This window comes from Salegentibacter salinarum, assembly GCF_900168115.1.
Classification (GTDB): Bacteria; Bacteroidota; Bacteroidia; order Flavobacteriales; family Flavobacteriaceae; genus Salegentibacter; species Salegentibacter salinarum.
In genome coordinates, this window is sequence record NZ_FUZC01000001.1 from 33,384 (window position 1) to 48,859 (window position 15,476).

At 37.3% G+C, this 15,476-nt stretch carries 14 protein-coding genes; 5 read left to right on the forward strand and 9 right to left on the reverse strand.

The window, feature by feature from the left end:
• Nucleotides 1-255 precede the first annotated feature (255 nt).
• Nucleotides 256-1,563: a M16 family metallopeptidase gene (locus tag B5X53_RS00190; RefSeq protein WP_079711703.1), complete on the forward strand. Its 1,308-nt coding sequence runs from the start codon at nt 256-258 to the stop codon at nt 1,561-1,563.
• Nucleotides 1,564-1,580: 17 nt separating this feature from the next.
• On the forward strand, nt 1,581-3,641 hold the full coding sequence (locus B5X53_RS00195; RefSeq protein ID WP_079711213.1) for a M16 family metallopeptidase: 2,061 nt from the start codon (nt 1,581-1,583) through the stop codon (nt 3,639-3,641).
• A 73-nt stretch (nt 3,642-3,714) separates the two neighbouring features.
• On the opposite strand, the gene B5X53_RS00200 is transcribed toward B5X53_RS00195, so the two are convergent.
• The 5 genes from B5X53_RS00200 to mutY all read right to left on the reverse strand — a co-directional run bounded on the left by B5X53_RS00200 (nt 3,715) and on the right by mutY (nt 8,279).
• Complete coding sequence (locus B5X53_RS00200; protein ID WP_079711214.1) at nt 3,715-4,620, reverse strand: DMT family transporter; 906 nt, start codon at nt 4,618-4,620, stop codon at nt 3,715-3,717.
• A gap of 104 nt (nt 4,621-4,724) precedes the next feature.
• Nucleotides 4,725-5,288 carry a gliding motility lipoprotein GldD gene (gene gldD, locus B5X53_RS00205; RefSeq protein ID WP_079711215.1) on the reverse strand — a complete coding sequence of 188 codons (564 nt, stop codon included), beginning with the start codon at nt 5,286-5,288 and terminating at the stop codon, nt 4,725-4,727.
• 13 nt (nt 5,289-5,301) lie between these two features.
• A complete protein-coding gene (locus B5X53_RS00210) occupies nt 5,302-6,627 on the reverse strand; it encodes a gliding motility-associated protein GldE (RefSeq protein ID WP_079711216.1) in 1,326 nt (441 codons plus the stop codon).
• Nucleotides 6,628-6,648: 21 nt separating this feature from the next.
• Nucleotides 6,649-7,119, reverse strand: coding sequence for a single-stranded DNA-binding protein (locus B5X53_RS00215; RefSeq protein WP_079711217.1), 471 nt, complete (start codon nt 7,117-7,119; stop codon nt 6,649-6,651).
• Nucleotides 7,120-7,223: 104 nt separating this feature from the next.
• Entirely contained in the window at nt 7,224-8,279 is a 1,056-nt protein-coding gene (gene mutY, locus B5X53_RS00220; RefSeq protein WP_079711218.1) for an A/G-specific adenine glycosylase, read from the reverse strand.
• 125 nt (nt 8,280-8,404) lie between these two features.
• Between mutY and B5X53_RS00225 the strand changes: the two genes are divergently transcribed.
• The 3 genes from B5X53_RS00225 (at nt 8,405) to B5X53_RS00235 (ending at nt 11,154) form a co-directional block, all read left to right on the forward strand.
• On the forward strand, nt 8,405-8,713 hold the full coding sequence (locus B5X53_RS00225) for an HU family DNA-binding protein (protein WP_255351554.1): 309 nt from the start codon (nt 8,405-8,407) through the stop codon (nt 8,711-8,713).
• A 297-nt stretch (nt 8,714-9,010) separates the two neighbouring features.
• A complete protein-coding gene (locus B5X53_RS00230) occupies nt 9,011-10,549 on the forward strand; it encodes an Rne/Rng family ribonuclease (RefSeq protein WP_079711219.1) in 1,539 nt (512 codons plus the stop codon).
• A 125-nt stretch (nt 10,550-10,674) separates the two neighbouring features.
• Complete coding sequence (locus B5X53_RS00235; RefSeq protein WP_079711220.1) at nt 10,675-11,154, forward strand: regulatory protein RecX; 480 nt, start codon at nt 10,675-10,677, stop codon at nt 11,152-11,154.
• A gap of 164 nt (nt 11,155-11,318) precedes the next feature.
• Here B5X53_RS00235 and B5X53_RS00240 read toward each other — a convergent pair whose 3' ends face one another.
• The 4 genes from B5X53_RS00240 to B5X53_RS00255 all read right to left on the reverse strand — a co-directional run bounded on the left by B5X53_RS00240 (nt 11,319) and on the right by B5X53_RS00255 (nt 15,414).
• The gene (locus B5X53_RS00240) at nt 11,319-12,200 is read right to left on the reverse strand and encodes a cupin-like domain-containing protein (RefSeq protein ID WP_079711221.1); all 882 of its coding nucleotides are present in this window, start codon (nt 12,198-12,200) and stop codon (nt 11,319-11,321) included.
• Nucleotides 12,197-13,066, reverse strand: coding sequence for a cupin-like domain-containing protein (locus B5X53_RS00245; protein ID WP_079711222.1), 870 nt, complete (start codon nt 13,064-13,066; stop codon nt 12,197-12,199). Before B5X53_RS00245 ends, B5X53_RS00240 begins: the two co-directional genes overlap by 4 nt.
• Nucleotides 13,067-13,078: 12 nt before the next feature.
• On the reverse strand, nt 13,079-14,170 hold the full coding sequence (bioB, locus tag B5X53_RS00250) for a biotin synthase BioB (protein WP_079711223.1): 1,092 nt from the start codon (nt 14,168-14,170) through the stop codon (nt 13,079-13,081).
• 86 nt (nt 14,171-14,256) lie between these two features.
• The gene (locus B5X53_RS00255) at nt 14,257-15,414 is read right to left on the reverse strand and encodes a beta-ketoacyl synthase N-terminal-like domain-containing protein (protein ID WP_079711224.1); all 1,158 of its coding nucleotides are present in this window, start codon (nt 15,412-15,414) and stop codon (nt 14,257-14,259) included.
• Nucleotides 15,415-15,476 lie beyond the last annotated feature (62 nt).

The window sequence follows — 15,476 nt, forward strand, 5'->3', positions numbered from 1 at the left end:
AAGAACTTTCCTCACATTTACCAGTTATAAAATTGATAAATGCCAGTCCCGGTCCCTCAAACCGTATTACTTCAAAAGTAAATTTCTAAAAAAAGTGCCGGTTTTTAGCTTAATAGCTTGTTAATTTTGACACTATTCGCACAAATACTGTAATTTCTTTATTATTATCAATTTATCCGTAACAAAATACGATATTCAAATACTAATACAATGCATTAATGAAAAATCTATTAAAAAATGATTAAAAACTTAAAGATGGCTGCCTTTGCATTAGTTTGTAGCGCAGCAGGAATTGCCCAGGAGGTAGAATTTACCGAATACGACCTGGACAACGGATTACACGTAATTTTACATCAGGATAACACGGCGCCTGTAGCTACTGTGGGAGTGATGTATCACGTAGGAGCTAAAGACGAAGAAGATGGTCGTTCTGGCTTTGCTCACTTTTTTGAACACCTTTTATTTGAAGGTACCGAGAACATTGAGCGTGGAAAATGGTTTGATATTGTGGCCGCAAATGGTGGCAGCAATAATGCCAACACCACTCAAGACCGTACTTATTACTACGAAACCTTCCCTTCTAACAACCTAGAATTGGGTTTATGGATGGAATCGGAAAGGATGTTACACCCAGTTATTAATGATATCGGGGTAGAAACTCAAAACGAAGTAGTAAAAGAAGAGAAACGTTCTCGTATAGATAACGCTCCTTACGGAAAGATTATTTATTCTACAGGCATCAATAAATACGTTTTTGATAAACATCCTTACAAAAATTCAGTTATTGGTACAATGGAAGACCTTGATGCTGCCGAGTTGGACGAATTTAAAGCTTTCTTTGATAAATATTACGGCCCAAACAACGCTACTTTAGTTGTGGCTGGTGATATTGAAATTGATGAAACCAAAGAAATGATTGAAAAGTATTTTGCTGAAATTCCTGAAGGAAACGAGGTGGAAAGAGTTTCAGTCGAAGAGGATCCAATTACCGAAACCATTACCGCAACTGAATATGATAGCAATATTCAAATTCCGGCAAAATTATTTGTTTACCGTACTCCTTCTATGAAAGAAAAAGATGCTTATATTCTTGATATGATCTCTTCTATTCTTACAGATGGAAGAAGTTCCAGAATGTACAAAAAGATGGTAGATGAAGAAAAAACAGCGCTTCAGGTATTGGCATTCCCAAGATCCCAGGAAGATTACGGAACTTATGTAATGGGTGCGCTTGCTTTAGGCGAAACTCCTTTAGATACTCTTGCAGTTTCAATGGATGAAGAAATCGACAAACTTCAAAACGAATTAATTTCTGAAAAAGAATATCAAAAACTTCAAAACAAATTTGAAAACCGTTTTGTAAATTCTAACAGTAGTATTCAGGGAATCGCTGCTTCACTTGCTACATACAATGTACTTTACGGGGATACAGATCTTATTAACGAAGAGATTGAAATCTACCGAGACATTACAAGAGAAGATATTAAAAGGGTAGCCAATGAATATCTTAACGAAAACCAACGTTTAGAGTTAGATTACCTTCCAGAAAGCGAAAAGGAATAATATAAAAAACATATAGAATGAAATTTAATATACTCACATTATTTATAGCCTGCTTTTTGACCACAGCGGCACTTGCGCAGGTAGACCGTTCTAAACAACCGGAAGCGGGACCGGCGCCAAAGATTAACCTGGGGCAGCCAGATGAATTTACGCTAGATAACGGCTTAAAAGTTTTGGTAGTAGAAAACCATAAATTACCAAGAGTTTCTGCTTCTTTAATTATAGACAACAAACCTCACGCTGAAGAAAAACCGGCTACCGCAGACCTGGTTTCTTCCCTAATGGGAACGGGTTCAGAGAATATGTCTAAAGATGATTTTAACGAGGAAATAGACTTCTTAGGAGCCAATATTAATTTTGGAGCCGAAAGAGTGTATGCAAGTTCGCTTTCAAAGTTTTTTCCAAGAGTTATGGAGCTTATGGCCGAAGGTGCTCTAAGACCAAAATTCACGCAGGAAGAATTTGACGCAGAAAAGAATAAACAAATTGAAAGTTTAAAATCTATCAATAAAGATGTAGGCTCTATCGCAAACCGCGTAAGTTCGGCTTTAGCTTACGGAGCTAATCATCCGTATGGTGAGTTTGCCACTGTAGAAAATACTGAAAAAGTTGGCCTTGAAGATATTGAGAAATTCTACAACAGTTACTTTAAGCCCGCTAATGCTTACCTTGTTGTTGTGGGAGATGTTGAAACTTCTGAAGTAAAAGACTTAGTTGAAAAAAACTTTGGAAGTTGGGAAGCCGGTTCACCGAATGAACAGGATTTGCCAGAAGTTACCAATGTTGATGAAACTCAAATCAACCTGGTAGATATGCCAAATGCGGTACAGAGCGAATTAATACTTCAAAACACGATAGATCTGGAAATGTCAGATGAAGATTATTTCCCTGTTTTAGTAGCAAACCAAATTCTTGGAGGTAGCTTTGGAAGTTACCTTAATATGAACCTACGTGAGGACAAAGGTTATACCTATGGAGCAAGAACAAGCACAGGAGCAGATAAATACGCTTCGAGATTTGTGGCTCAGGCAAGTGTAAGAAATGCAGTAACTGACAGTGCCATTGTAGAATCTTTAAAAGAGATAAAAAGAATTAAAACAGAGCCTGTAGATGCTGAAATGCTTGAAAATGCAAAAAGTAAATTTGCTGGAGATTTCGTATTAAGATTAGAACAACCATCTACTATCGCAAACTATGCACTTAACATAAAGACGAACGATTTAGATGATAATTTTTATGAAACTTTCCTTGAAAAAATAAACGCAGTAGCTGCAGAAGATATTCAACGTGTAGCCAACAAATATTATCGAACCGATAATATGAGAATTGTTGTTGCAGGAAAAGCTTCTGAAATTGCTGAAAACCTGGAAAAAATAGAATTTGACGGGAAAACAATTCCGGTTAAATATTATAATAAACTAGGCGAAGAAGTTGAAAAACATCAAGCAAAAGAAGTTGACGCTTCTGTAACTGTAGAAAAAGTTTATTCAGACTATATTGAAGCTATTGGAGGCCGCGATGCAGTTGAAAAGGTAGAAAGTGTGGTTATGAAAGCTAAAGCCAGCGTACAGGGAATGGCTTTAAACCTTACTTTAAAAAGAACGACGGACAGCAAGTTAAACCAAGAAGTATCTGTAGGCGGAAATGTAATGAGCAAGCAGGTATTTGATGGTGAATCAGGATTTGTAATGGCACAGGGGCAAAAAATCCCTTATACCGAAGATCAAATTAAAACTGCAAGAATAGACGCCAATCCATTTCCGGAATTAGAAGTTGGTGATGCCACTTTAGAAGGAATTGAAAGCGTTGAAGGCACTGATGCTTATGTTGTTGCTCTTAGTAATAATTACAAAGCTTACTACAATGTAGACAGCGGTCTAAAAATGCAAACTGTTCAAACTATATCCCAGGCTGGACAAACAATGTCTATCCCAACAGGATATAGCGACTACCAGGAAGTAGAAGGAGTAAAATTTCCTTTTAAAATGACCCAGGCCGCGGGCCCACAAACGTTTGAATTTGATATTACTGAAATCCTTGTTAACGAAGGTGTTTCAGCTGAAGATTTTCAAGAGTAGATTTTTTATTAATGTTAGAAAGAACCGGCCAGCGACGGTCGGTTCTTTTATTTTATAAAAGTTCTTACTTAATTTAAGTAGCCTGTTTTCTGAACTTAGAAAACACTTTTTTAGAACGATTTACAATAAACACGCCTATTAAAATAACAAAGGCTGAGAGCAACTGCCAGGCACTAAATACTTCCCCATCCAAAATTCCCCAACCTAAAGCTACAACCGGAATGGTATAAGTCACCGAAGTAGTAAAAACCGGATCTGAAATCTGCACCAGTTTATTAAAAATTATCATTGCCACTCCTGTTCCAATCACTCCCAAAATAGCAACATAGCCTATAGAATGATGAAGCACGATATTGGAAAGATCTTTTTCAAAAAATCCTGAAAATAATAAAATCATCAACGTTGGAATTAGAAGGACGGTAAAACTACCCGCCGCAATACCCAGCGGACTAATACCACTCATATGGGTTTTGAGTATATTCACATTCATTGCATAACAGGAAGCCGCTATGATCACTAAAAGCGAATAAAGGTAATTCTGGTCTGGGTTTATACTGGCACCGCTTAAAATAAGTCCGGCAGTTCCCAATAAACCAACAGCCACCCCAATTATTTTATTCTGATTAAACACTGCCTTAAAGAACATTGCTCCAAAAATAAGTGTCATTAAAGGAGTCGTTGCATTCAGGATGGAAGCTACTGCGCTGTCAATTTCGGTTTCAGCGAAAGAAAAGAGATAAACCGGAAAGAAATTCCCCAAAAAACCTACTAACAACATCCACTTCCACTGGGATTTCTTAATCTTCATTATAGATTTAAAACCAATAAGTATTAGAAAAACAGCGGCAAATATTATTCTAAAAGAACCTACTTCTATGGCAGACAAACCTACCAGGCCCTTTTTTATAAGAATAAAGGAACTTCCCCAAACAATGGATAGCAAAATGAGGTAGACCCATTTTAATTTCTCTAATGGCATATTCTATCGATTTTAAGCTGCAAAAATCGTTATTCCTTTAGAGTAGAAAAGAAAAGTAGAGATTAATTTTAATTGATTTTTTTAACCACCCGGTTTCGCATAGATTAATTTTCCCAGCGGAAGCTTTCAATCATATGTTTCATATCCTTTTTAAGATAATCGGCAGCAGGAATAATAGAATCGTAATTGGGTTTCGTCCTGAAGTAAGCTGAAGCCGTTACAAAGTGATTTACGCTATCGGTAAGATAAAATTGCGCCTGGGAAGCCGCATCACCCGAAACTTGATAAAACATCCCGTAGACGTTCTGAATTTCATTGGTATAGACATCCCCTTCAATCGCATCAGCTTTTATGGTATGTTGTAGCGGTAATTTCTGTGCATCAGCCAGCAACGAATCCAGGTTATTATTAACCTCCTGATACGTGATAAAAATGGTCCCGTTTAAATCTTTATACTCTAAATCTATCCAACACGGAATATTATTTCGTGAAGCTTTAACTTCGGCCAGGCTATTAATTTCAAAATTATAAGGGCAATTAAAATTGGTAGCTTCATATTTAGCTTCTGGATAATTAAGCGAAAGAAAGGCACGGGGCTTGGGAGTGGAATCTTCCTCACCGCAACTTACGAGCATTAAAACCAATATAATTACCAGAAATCCCTTCATATCACATTTTACTTCAACTAACCGGAGAAATATTCATTTTAATCTGTTTAAGACGTTTATTGTCTAAAACTTCTACCGTAAAACTATAATTCAAAAAGTAAATCACATCATTTTTCTTTGGAAAACCGCCTGAAATTTCCAATAAAAATCCTGCAAGGGTATCGGCTTCGCCTTTTCGCTCTTCAAAAGCAAGAGGATCTTCAATTTTAACAATTCTATAGAAATCTTTTAACGGAGTTTTTCCTTCAAAAACATAGGTGTTTTCATCAAGTTTGGAGTAGACCAAATCTTCATCATCAAATTCATCGCTAATGTCACCCACTATTTCTTCAATAATATCTTCCAAAGAGATAAGTCCGCTGGTACCTCCATATTCGTCTACTACGATCGCCAAATGATTCTTTTTGGTTTTAAAATCGTTCAGCAAATCGTCCAGCTTTTTATTTTCGGGAACAAAATAAGGCTCGCGTAACAAACTGATCCATTCAAAAGAATTTTCATCTATATAGGGCAACAAATCTTTTACGTATAAAATGCCAATTACATTATCTATATTTTCACGATAAACCGGAATCCTAGAATATCCCCGGTCTATAATTTCGGGAATAATTTCTTTATAAGTCTGGTTTTCATTTAAAGCAAAAATATCCATCCTTGGGCGCATCACCTGTTTGGTATCGGTATTTCCAAAAGACACAATTCCCTGCAGGATTTTTTGCTCTTCCTGCGTGGTATCTTCTTCACTGGTAAGCTCCAGAGCCTGCGATAATTGATCTATACTTATAAAAGATCTTTGCTTACCAAGACGGCTATGCATAAAAATGGTAACCGCTCGCATTGGCCCGCTTAATGGCGTAAAAATAGTATCCAGAAAGTTCAATGGCCGCGCCATAAAGTTTGAAAAAAGCACGTTATTTCTGCTGGCATAAACTTTAGGAAGAATTTCACCAAATAGGAGAATAATAAAAGTGATTACCCCAACTTCAATTAAAAATTTGAAGTTAATGCCATAAAGTACGGTATTCATCTCACCAAAAAGCCTGTCGGCCAGACTGTCAAACAACAATACAATGGCTATGTTTATAAAATTATTTGCAACCAGGATAGTAGCCAGCAACTTTTTTGGTTTATCTAAAAGATTAACCACAATTTGTTGAGATTTGCTACGCTTCCCGTCTTCGGTGATTACATCGGCGGGAGTTAATGAAAAGAAAGCAACTTCGGCGCCAGAAATTAAGGCAGAACAAAGCAAAAGCAGCAATAAAACTAAATAGCTAATTAGCTGCGTAAAATCAAAAGTGGCCCAAAACAAAAGTAAACTGGGAGGTTCTGAATCCAAATGACAGGGTTTTAATTAAACTTAAAAAGGCAAATCGTCTTCCTCTTCTTCTTTTGCCATAGACTGATCGGCAAAATTATTATTTTTAGACGTGTTTTGTTGATTTTGAACAGGGGAATTTTGCTGTTGCATATTTCCACCGCCTTCGCTCTCTCCTTTTGGAGTTAAAAATGTAAACTCCGTACACTGGATTTCTGTGGTGTAACGGTCATTTCCCTGGTCATCCTGCCATTTACGGGTTTTAATTCTACCTTCTATAAAAACCTTGTCGCCTTTTTTAAGGTATTTCTCGCAAATTTCGGCTGCTTTATTACGCACCACAATATTGTGCCATTCGGTATTGGTAACGCGCTCGTTGGTTGTGCGGTTTGTATAAGTCTCGTTGGTAGCCAGTGGAAATCGCCCAATAGCGCCACCGCCTTCAAAATAATGCATTTTCACGTCGTCTCCCGTATGCCCAATTAGCATTACTTTGTTTAATGTACCTGTCATCTCTATTAATTATTTTTGAGCCCAAAATGGCTATTAATTTACACCCTAAAATACTGAAAAATTTATTGCTAAATAAAGCTAAACTCTATAAAACTTTAAACAATTTATAAGGAATAGGTTTCCAGCGCCGTTTCTTCAAGGAAATTAGCAATTAAAACCGGCACCGGATAATCTTTTACATTTTTTACAGGAATTCCCTCTTTCCCAACTTTTTCAGCCTTAACCCACCAAAAATGAGTATAAATATGTTGATGGGAAAGTTTATGAACCACCGGTTTTTTGTTGTGAAGTTCTAATGACAATTCCTGCTCACCAAGAATTTCATTAATTTTTTCTACGGAAGGAAAAGCGCCTTCGCTTACCGGTTCTTCAGTTTCTATTAAAGGAAATTCATATAAACCATTCCAAATTCCCTTTCCTGTTCTTTGCTGAAGTAGCGTTTTATTTTCTTCAGAAAAAACTACTAAATAATTAAAGTAGCGCTTCTTTACTTTGGCTTTTTTCAGTTTAACCGGTAATTCCTGAATTTTATTTTTCTGCAACGCCAAACAACCCAAACTTAAAGGGCATGTTTCACAAAGCGGGTTTCTGGGTTTACATTGAAGCGCCCCGAATTCCATTGAAGCCTGGTTAAAACTGGATGGATCTTTTTCATCCAACAATTCAGAAGCCAGGGCTTTAAATTCCTTAATTCCTGCAGAGGAATTTATAGGGGTTTCAATATCAAAAAAACGAGCTAAAACCCTGTAAACATTGCCATCTACCACCGCAACAGGTTCATTATAGCAAATTGAAGCAATGGCCGCCGCGGTATAATCGCCAATACCTTTTAGTTTTTTGAGCTCTTTGTATGAGTCTGGGAAAATGCCATTTAAATCTTCCGCAACATATTTAGCGGTTTCGTGAAGATTACGGGCGCGGGAATAATATCCCAGACCCTGCCATAGTTTTAGCACCTTTTCCTGCGAAGCTTCAGCTAAATCGAAAACGCTGGGAAACGCGCTTGTAAAATGCATATAATAAGGCAAACCCTGTTCTATTCTAGTTTGCTGTAACATAATTTCACTCAGCCAAATATGATAAGGATCGCTGGTTTTGCGCCATGGTAATTCGCGCTTATTTTTTAAATACCAATCAATCAACACTTTAGAGAATACCATATATAAAATAGACTTGGTGCAATATTAAAAGTTTATTCCGTTATTATTTAATGAATTAGGCTTGAAATATTGTAGATTTAATTCTTATATTTGCGCCCTTGAAAAAACAGAAATCCCAATTTATAATATTAAATAGCACGAAAATGACGAAAGCAGATATTGTAGCGAACATCTCAGAAAAATTAGGAATGGAAAAAGGTGATGTTCAAGCTACTATTGAAACCTTCATGGATGAGGTTAAAACTTCATTAGAAAGTGGAGACAACGTATATTTAAGAGGCTTCGGAAGCTTTGTTGTAAAAACAAGAGCCGAAAAAACCGGAAGAAATATCTCTAAAAACACTACCATTAAGATTCCAGCCCACAACATCCCGGCTTTTAAACCTGCCAAGATTTTTGTTGAAGGAGTTAAAACTAACGTTGAAGTTAAGTAATTTGAAACTGAAGCCCAGTTTCTTCATAAAATAAATTATTAATTAAAAAGTAACACTATGCCAAGTGGTAAAAAAAGAAAAAGACATAAGGTAGCTACGCACAAGCGTAAAAAAAGAAACAGAGCTAACCGCCACAAGAAAAAGTAGTTTCATACTACTTTTTTTATTTAAAACGTTCATTGAAATTGAAACCCTGCTTATTACCTAACAAGTTTTAGGGTTTCTTCAGGATTAAAAAACCTGTGATAAAATAATGTTTAATCCATCCCGACTTATTCGGGACAAAAATCTAATAGAGTGGACAAAGAATTAATTATACGGTCCGGAACCTCTGCTGTAGATTTTGCCTTACAAAAAGATGGAAAACTTATTGAACTCAACAAGGAAGAAGACAGCAACAAATTTAATGTTGGCGATATTTTTATTGCTAAAATTAGAAAAGCTGTACCAGGGTTAAATGCAGCATTTGTAAATGTTGGTTACGAGAAAGATGGTTTTTTACACTATCACGATCTTGGCCCCCAGGTATCTTCTATGCTTAAGTTCATAAAACGTGTAAGCACAGGTAAATTAAAAGATTATTCCTTAAAGAATTTTACATTCGAAAAGGATATTGACAAGGACGGCGTTATAACAGATGTCTTAAAGTCAAATCAGTCGCTATTGGTTCAGGTTGTAAAAGAACCTATTTCTACCAAAGGCCCCAGGATAAGCTCAGAGCTTTCTATTGCGGGTCGTTATATTGTACTGGTGCCTTTTTCTAATAGAATTTCAGTTTCACAAAAAATTGAAAGCAAAGAAGAAAAAGACCGGTTAAAAAGATTGGTAAAAAGCATTAAACCCAAAGGTTTTGGGATTATTGTAAGAACCGTAGCCGAAGGCAAAAAAGTAGCAGAACTAGACAGAGATCTTCAAAATTTGATGGATCGCTGGACAGGAATGTGCAAAAAGATGTATAAGCCACATCATCCCTCTAAAGTTCTGGGAGAATTAAACAGGGCATCTTCCCTGTTGAGAGACATTTTTAATGACTCTTTTACTTCTATTACTGTAGACGACGAAACGCTTTATACACAAATTAAAGACTATGTGGGCGAAATCGCCCCGAGTAAAGAATCGATTGTTAAGTTATATCAATCTAATGTTCCAATTTTTGAAAAATACGGTATCGAAAGACAAATAAAAACTTCATTTGGGCGCACCGTCTCTATGAGCAAAGGCGCCTACCTGGTAATAGAACACACAGAGGCTATGCACGTTATAGACGTAAATAGTGGTAACCGTTCTAACAAATCCAGAAACCAGGAAGATACTGCATTAGAGGTGAACATGATTAGCGCCACAGAAATAGCCCGGCAATTAAGATTGCGTGATATGGGCGGCATAATCGTGGTAGACTTCATAGACATGGGTAAAGCCGAAAACCGCAAAACCCTGTTTGATCACCTTAGAAACGAAATGAGTGACGACCGTGCAAAACATAAAATTTTGCCACCGAGTAAATTCGGGTTGATACAAATTACAAGACAACGCGTAAGGCCGGAAATGAATATTAAAACCCGGGAGGACAATCCTAACGGAACTGGTGAAATTGAAGCACCAATACTTTTAATAAACAAAATAAAAACCGACCTCGAAAAACTCATAAAGAAAGATCATAAAAAGATCACTTTGAGTGCGCACCCATTTATTGCAGCCTTTTTAACTAAAGGCTTTCCATCTCCCCGCTCCCAATGGTTTTTAGACCATAAGCGCTGGGTTAAAATTTTACCAAGAGACGCTTACACGTACATGGAATATCATTTTCACGATAAAGAAGGAAATGAAATCCTTTAAAATAAACGCCTTTCGTTAATTCGGAAGGCGTTTTTTTATGCCCTATTCTGAAATTTTACTCCTTACTCTTCTAGCAAAATTCCTGATTTTTAAGTTATTTTTGAACCTCAAACTGTGAACTATAGATCTTGAAAGAATCTCAACAATCTTATACCGTAAAAGAAGCAACCATAAAACTGATGCAGTTTTGCGCGTACCGTGATCGTTGCCATAAAGAAGTAGAAGAAAAACTGAGAGAAATGAATATGATCCCCGCTGCCCAGGAGCAAATTATTATGGAATTGATGCAGGAAAATTTTTTAAATGAAGAACGGTTCGCGCGTAGTTTTGTTCGGGGGAAATTCAGGATAAAAAAATGGGGAAAGATCAAGATCAAACAGGAACTGAAATTTAAAGAAATTTCCGCCCCCATTATCAAAATCGCGCTTACCGAAATAGATCAGCAAAAATACACCGCAACTTTATACGAACAGGCTGAAAAGAAACTCAGGCTCATCACAGAAACCGAAAAATTCAAAAAGAAACGCAAATTAGCCGATTTCCTGCTTCGAAAAGGCTATGAAAGTAATTTGGTGTATGAAACAACAAACGAGTTATTAGAGTAGCTCAGGTAGATTATTCGAATACATACCTATAGAAACGTAAGCGCGCGTGAAGGAACGAAGCGCTGCGATCTATTGTTTTAAATAAATTGATTGCATTACTAAAAAAGATTGCCCCGTGGGTTGCCATCTTCTCGCAACGAAGAAAAATCAAGAAATTTTTTTAATCAAACCTTATTCCTTTTATGCGTTCGTTTAACAGCCTCTTCATTTTTATAATCTATCCACTTCTGCCCTTTTAATTTCCGCATATAATTATCAAAATTACGCATTACCACCAAGTTATAAACCGCTTTAGAGAAATTGGTAATTGTGCGTGGAGTAGCCCTTAAACTCATAGAAAAACCGGGCGTCAGGTAAGTCATTTGGTGCCAGTAACCTTCGGGCATGTATAAAGCTTCGCCGTGGTTTAATTCGGTTACATAACCTTTTGCTTTTTTAAGCACGGGAAATTTATCAAAATCGGGTTTATTAAAATCTATATCTTCCCGGGAAATTAAAGCATGCGGAACTTTATAAAGATATTTGGTCTGGGTAGGCGGATAAATTATACAGCGCTTTTTTCCGTGGAAATGAAAATGAAGAATATTGGCAAAATCAATATCGTAGTGCATAAACACTTTAGAATTCTCTCCACCAAAAAATAAGGTTGGCAGCTGCTTGAGAAAGCGAATTCCAAGATCTGGAAACTTAAAATCTTTTTGTAAAGAGGGCACTTCTTTCAACAAATGATAGAGAAAAATACGGTAATTGGTAGGCCGGGATTTGAGCAGATCTATATAATCTGCCATCTTCATTTCGGTATGGGGCTCGTTAAATTTCTGTTTTGAATTTATTGGGCGATCGTCATAAAGCGGCACCACTTTTTCCCCCGCCACTTCTTTAATATAATCTAAATTCCATCTTTGTTTAGCCGGCCAGTCGTCTGTCAAATTCTCTATTACCACAGGTTTTTGTGGCCTAACATAATTTTCTAAAAATTCTTTCTTAGAAATATTCTTGAGCCTTGGTATAGGTTCTAAATGTAAGCTTTCTTCGTTCTTCATCATTCAATTCCGGCACTTCTGTGCGTGTTTTCAATCGCTTTTCTATTTTTATAATCTATCCAATCCTGACCTTTAATCTTACGCATTAAATTGTCATAATTTCGGGTAATAATTAAATTTTTAAGCACTTGGGCAATACGGCCAGGCTTTTGAGGTAAAGACCTTAAGGTCATTGATAAACTGGCAGTTTCATATTTTATATAATGCCACCATTTACTGGGAATATAAAGTGCTTCCCCGTGTTTTAACTGGGCTTCCAAGCCTTTTGCCCCGGCGAGTGCAGGATACTTTTCAAAATCTGGATTGTCCATATTAATTATTTCCATACTAACTATGGAATGCGGTACATGATACAAAAATTTCGATTCAGACGGTGGGTATAAAATCACTCTTTTTTCACCTATAAAATTAAAATGAAAATTATTAGCGAGATCCATATCATAATGCATCACCACGCTACTGCCTTCACCACCTACAAATAACACTGGCAGTTTTTTAAAGAATTTCACACCAAGGTCAGGATATTGGAAATCTTCGATAAACTCGGGACAATTTTGCAGCAGATTAAAGAAGAACATCCTAAGATCTGTAGGACCATTTTCAAGAATATCTATGTATTCCCGCATAGGAATCTTCTTTGCAGGACCGTGAGAACTTTGCCTGCCTTTTGCAGGTGTTCCATCATAAAGCGGCACTACAACATCCCCGGCTTTTTCACGAAAATAATCAAAATCCCATTTCTTGGTTGCCGGCCAGTCGGCTGAAAGTTCTTCAAAAACAACCGGTTTTTCGGGAATAAAATAATCTTTCAAAAAATCTTCTTTTGAAAGTGCTTTAACCCGCGGTATGTCTTGCAGATTCAGTTTCAATATTATGAATTTTTACGCCTTGGCTTTTCGCTTTTGCTGTGCCTCTAAATTACGCTCAATTTTATGTCCCGGTCTTGACCATTTTGGTTTTTCGCCTAAATTCTGATACTGAGATTCTTCAGCTGAAACACTTTTTGGCTGTTCTTTTTTCTCAAATGCTTTTTGCGGATTCAAACCTAAAGATTTAAACAATTCCATATCCTCACTTACATCAGGATTTGGAGTGGTAAGCAATTTATCGCCGGCAAAGATCGAATTTGCCCCGGCAAAGAAACACATAGCCTGTCCTTCCCTGCTCATTTGCGTTCTTCCGGCAGAAAGTCTTACCTGCGTTTCAGGCATTACAATTCTGGCGGTTGCTACCATTCTTACCATTTCCCAGATAGAAACCGGCTCCTGCTCTTCCATTGGAGTTCCTTCAACAGGAACTAAAGCATTAATCGGCACAGATTCCGGCTGCGGACTTAAAGTAGATAAAGCAACCAACATTCCGGCGCGATCGTCTGCACTTTCGCCCATTCCTATAATTCCGCCGCTACAAACTGTTACGTTGGTTTTTCTAACGTTTCCGATGGTATCTAATCTATCCTGGTATCCGCGTGTAGAAATCACTTCTTTATAATATTCTTCTGAAGAATCCAAATTATGATTGTAAGCATACAAACCTGCTTCTGCAAGTCGCTGCGCCTGGTTTTCAGTAATCATTCCCAAGGTGCAACATACTTCCATATCAAGTTTATTAATGGTTCTCACCATTTCTAAAACCGAATCAAATTCTTCCCCATCTTTTACATTTCTCCAGGCCGCGCCCATACAAACACGTGAACTTCCAGAGGCTTTTGCGCGCAAAGCCTGGGCTTTCACCTGGTTTACGCTCATAAGGTCGTTACCTTCTACATTGGTATGGTATCTCGCTGCCTGTGGGCAATAGCCACAATCTTCGGGGCAACCCCCGGTTTTTATAGAAAGTAAAGTTGAAACCTGTACCGTGTTAGGGTCGTGATGTTCACGGTGAATTGTAGCCGCTTCGTAAAGCAGCTCCATTAAAGGTTTGTTATATATTTCGAGGATTTCTTCTTTTGTCCAGTTATGTCTTGTAGCCATAAAATAAGATTTGAATTCAAAAATAAATAAAACTGCGCTTTAATAGGCCTTCAGCGCAGAAAGTTTTCAAAGCTTTGTAAAAAGCTTTATTTCCTGCTTACCAGTATAGAAACAGCGTTGCCGCCGAAACCTACCGCATTCACCAAAATATTCTCAAGTTTTGAAGGTAATTTACTAATTTCTGAAAAAGGAACTTCAATAAATTCCTGATACTGAAACATTAATATTGCCAGCTCCAAATTAAGTATTCCCGAAGCGGCAAACGTATGGCCAAGTTTCCATTTATTGCTTGTCATTGCCGGTGTGTGTTCACCAAAAACAGCTTTTATCGCATTAACTTCTGAAAGATCTCCTTTTAGAGTTCCTGGGGCGTGCATCACCACTGTATCAATTTCCGAAAGCTCTTTTTCACCAATAGCCATTTTCATTGCTTTTTGCAAGGATTCTCCTTTTTCTGAAATTGAAACGCTGTGTTTTAAAGTTTCGGTCGCGTAACCAATTCCGGTAATTTTAGCGATTGTTTTTTCTGAATCTTTATTCTGAAGTGCCAATATTCCTGAAGCTTCTCCCAAAATCATAGAATTTCGCTTTTTAACCATATCTAAAGCACGACATGGAAAGTCAAGTTCTTCTGAAGCATAGATTTTCATAGCTTTCATTTGGGCGATAGTAAAAGGTGTAAGTGCTGCTTCGCTCCCCCCGGCAAGGAATTTATCGGTAAAACCGGCCTGCATCCAGGCAATCGCGTTCACAACGGCGTGCAATCCCGTAGAACAGGTGACACTATGCGAAAATTCAGGGCCTTCAGTTTGAAGATCTTGTGAAACCCAGGAAGAGATATTTCCCAAAGTAGTTGAAGGCGAAGCTTGTGTAACAGCCTTCCCGGTTTCTATAAATTCTTTATGATACTTTTCAAATAAGCCCGTGGCGCCACGTGAACTTCCGATATTGATCCCGATATTATTTTCATTTTCCCAACCTGCATCTTTAATAGCCTTTCTTGCGGAAAAGATGGCGAACAAAACCGAATCGTCTAATTTTCTGTAATTGGTATTTTCATTTCTAAGAGATTCAATTTCAGCTTTCAGATTATCGGGTAAAAAAGCGGCAAAAGCTTCGGCTTTACCGAATATTTTTTTGGTAATAAAATGTTTCTGATTTTTATAATTGCTCCATATTTCTGCCGGGGATTGCCCCAGGGCAGATATAGAACCAAGTGAAGAAATAAATATCGGTGATTTCAAAAGCGATTATTTTTCAGCAAAAATACGGTCTGTTGAATCAACCGCTAAATATTCAGCTTAAA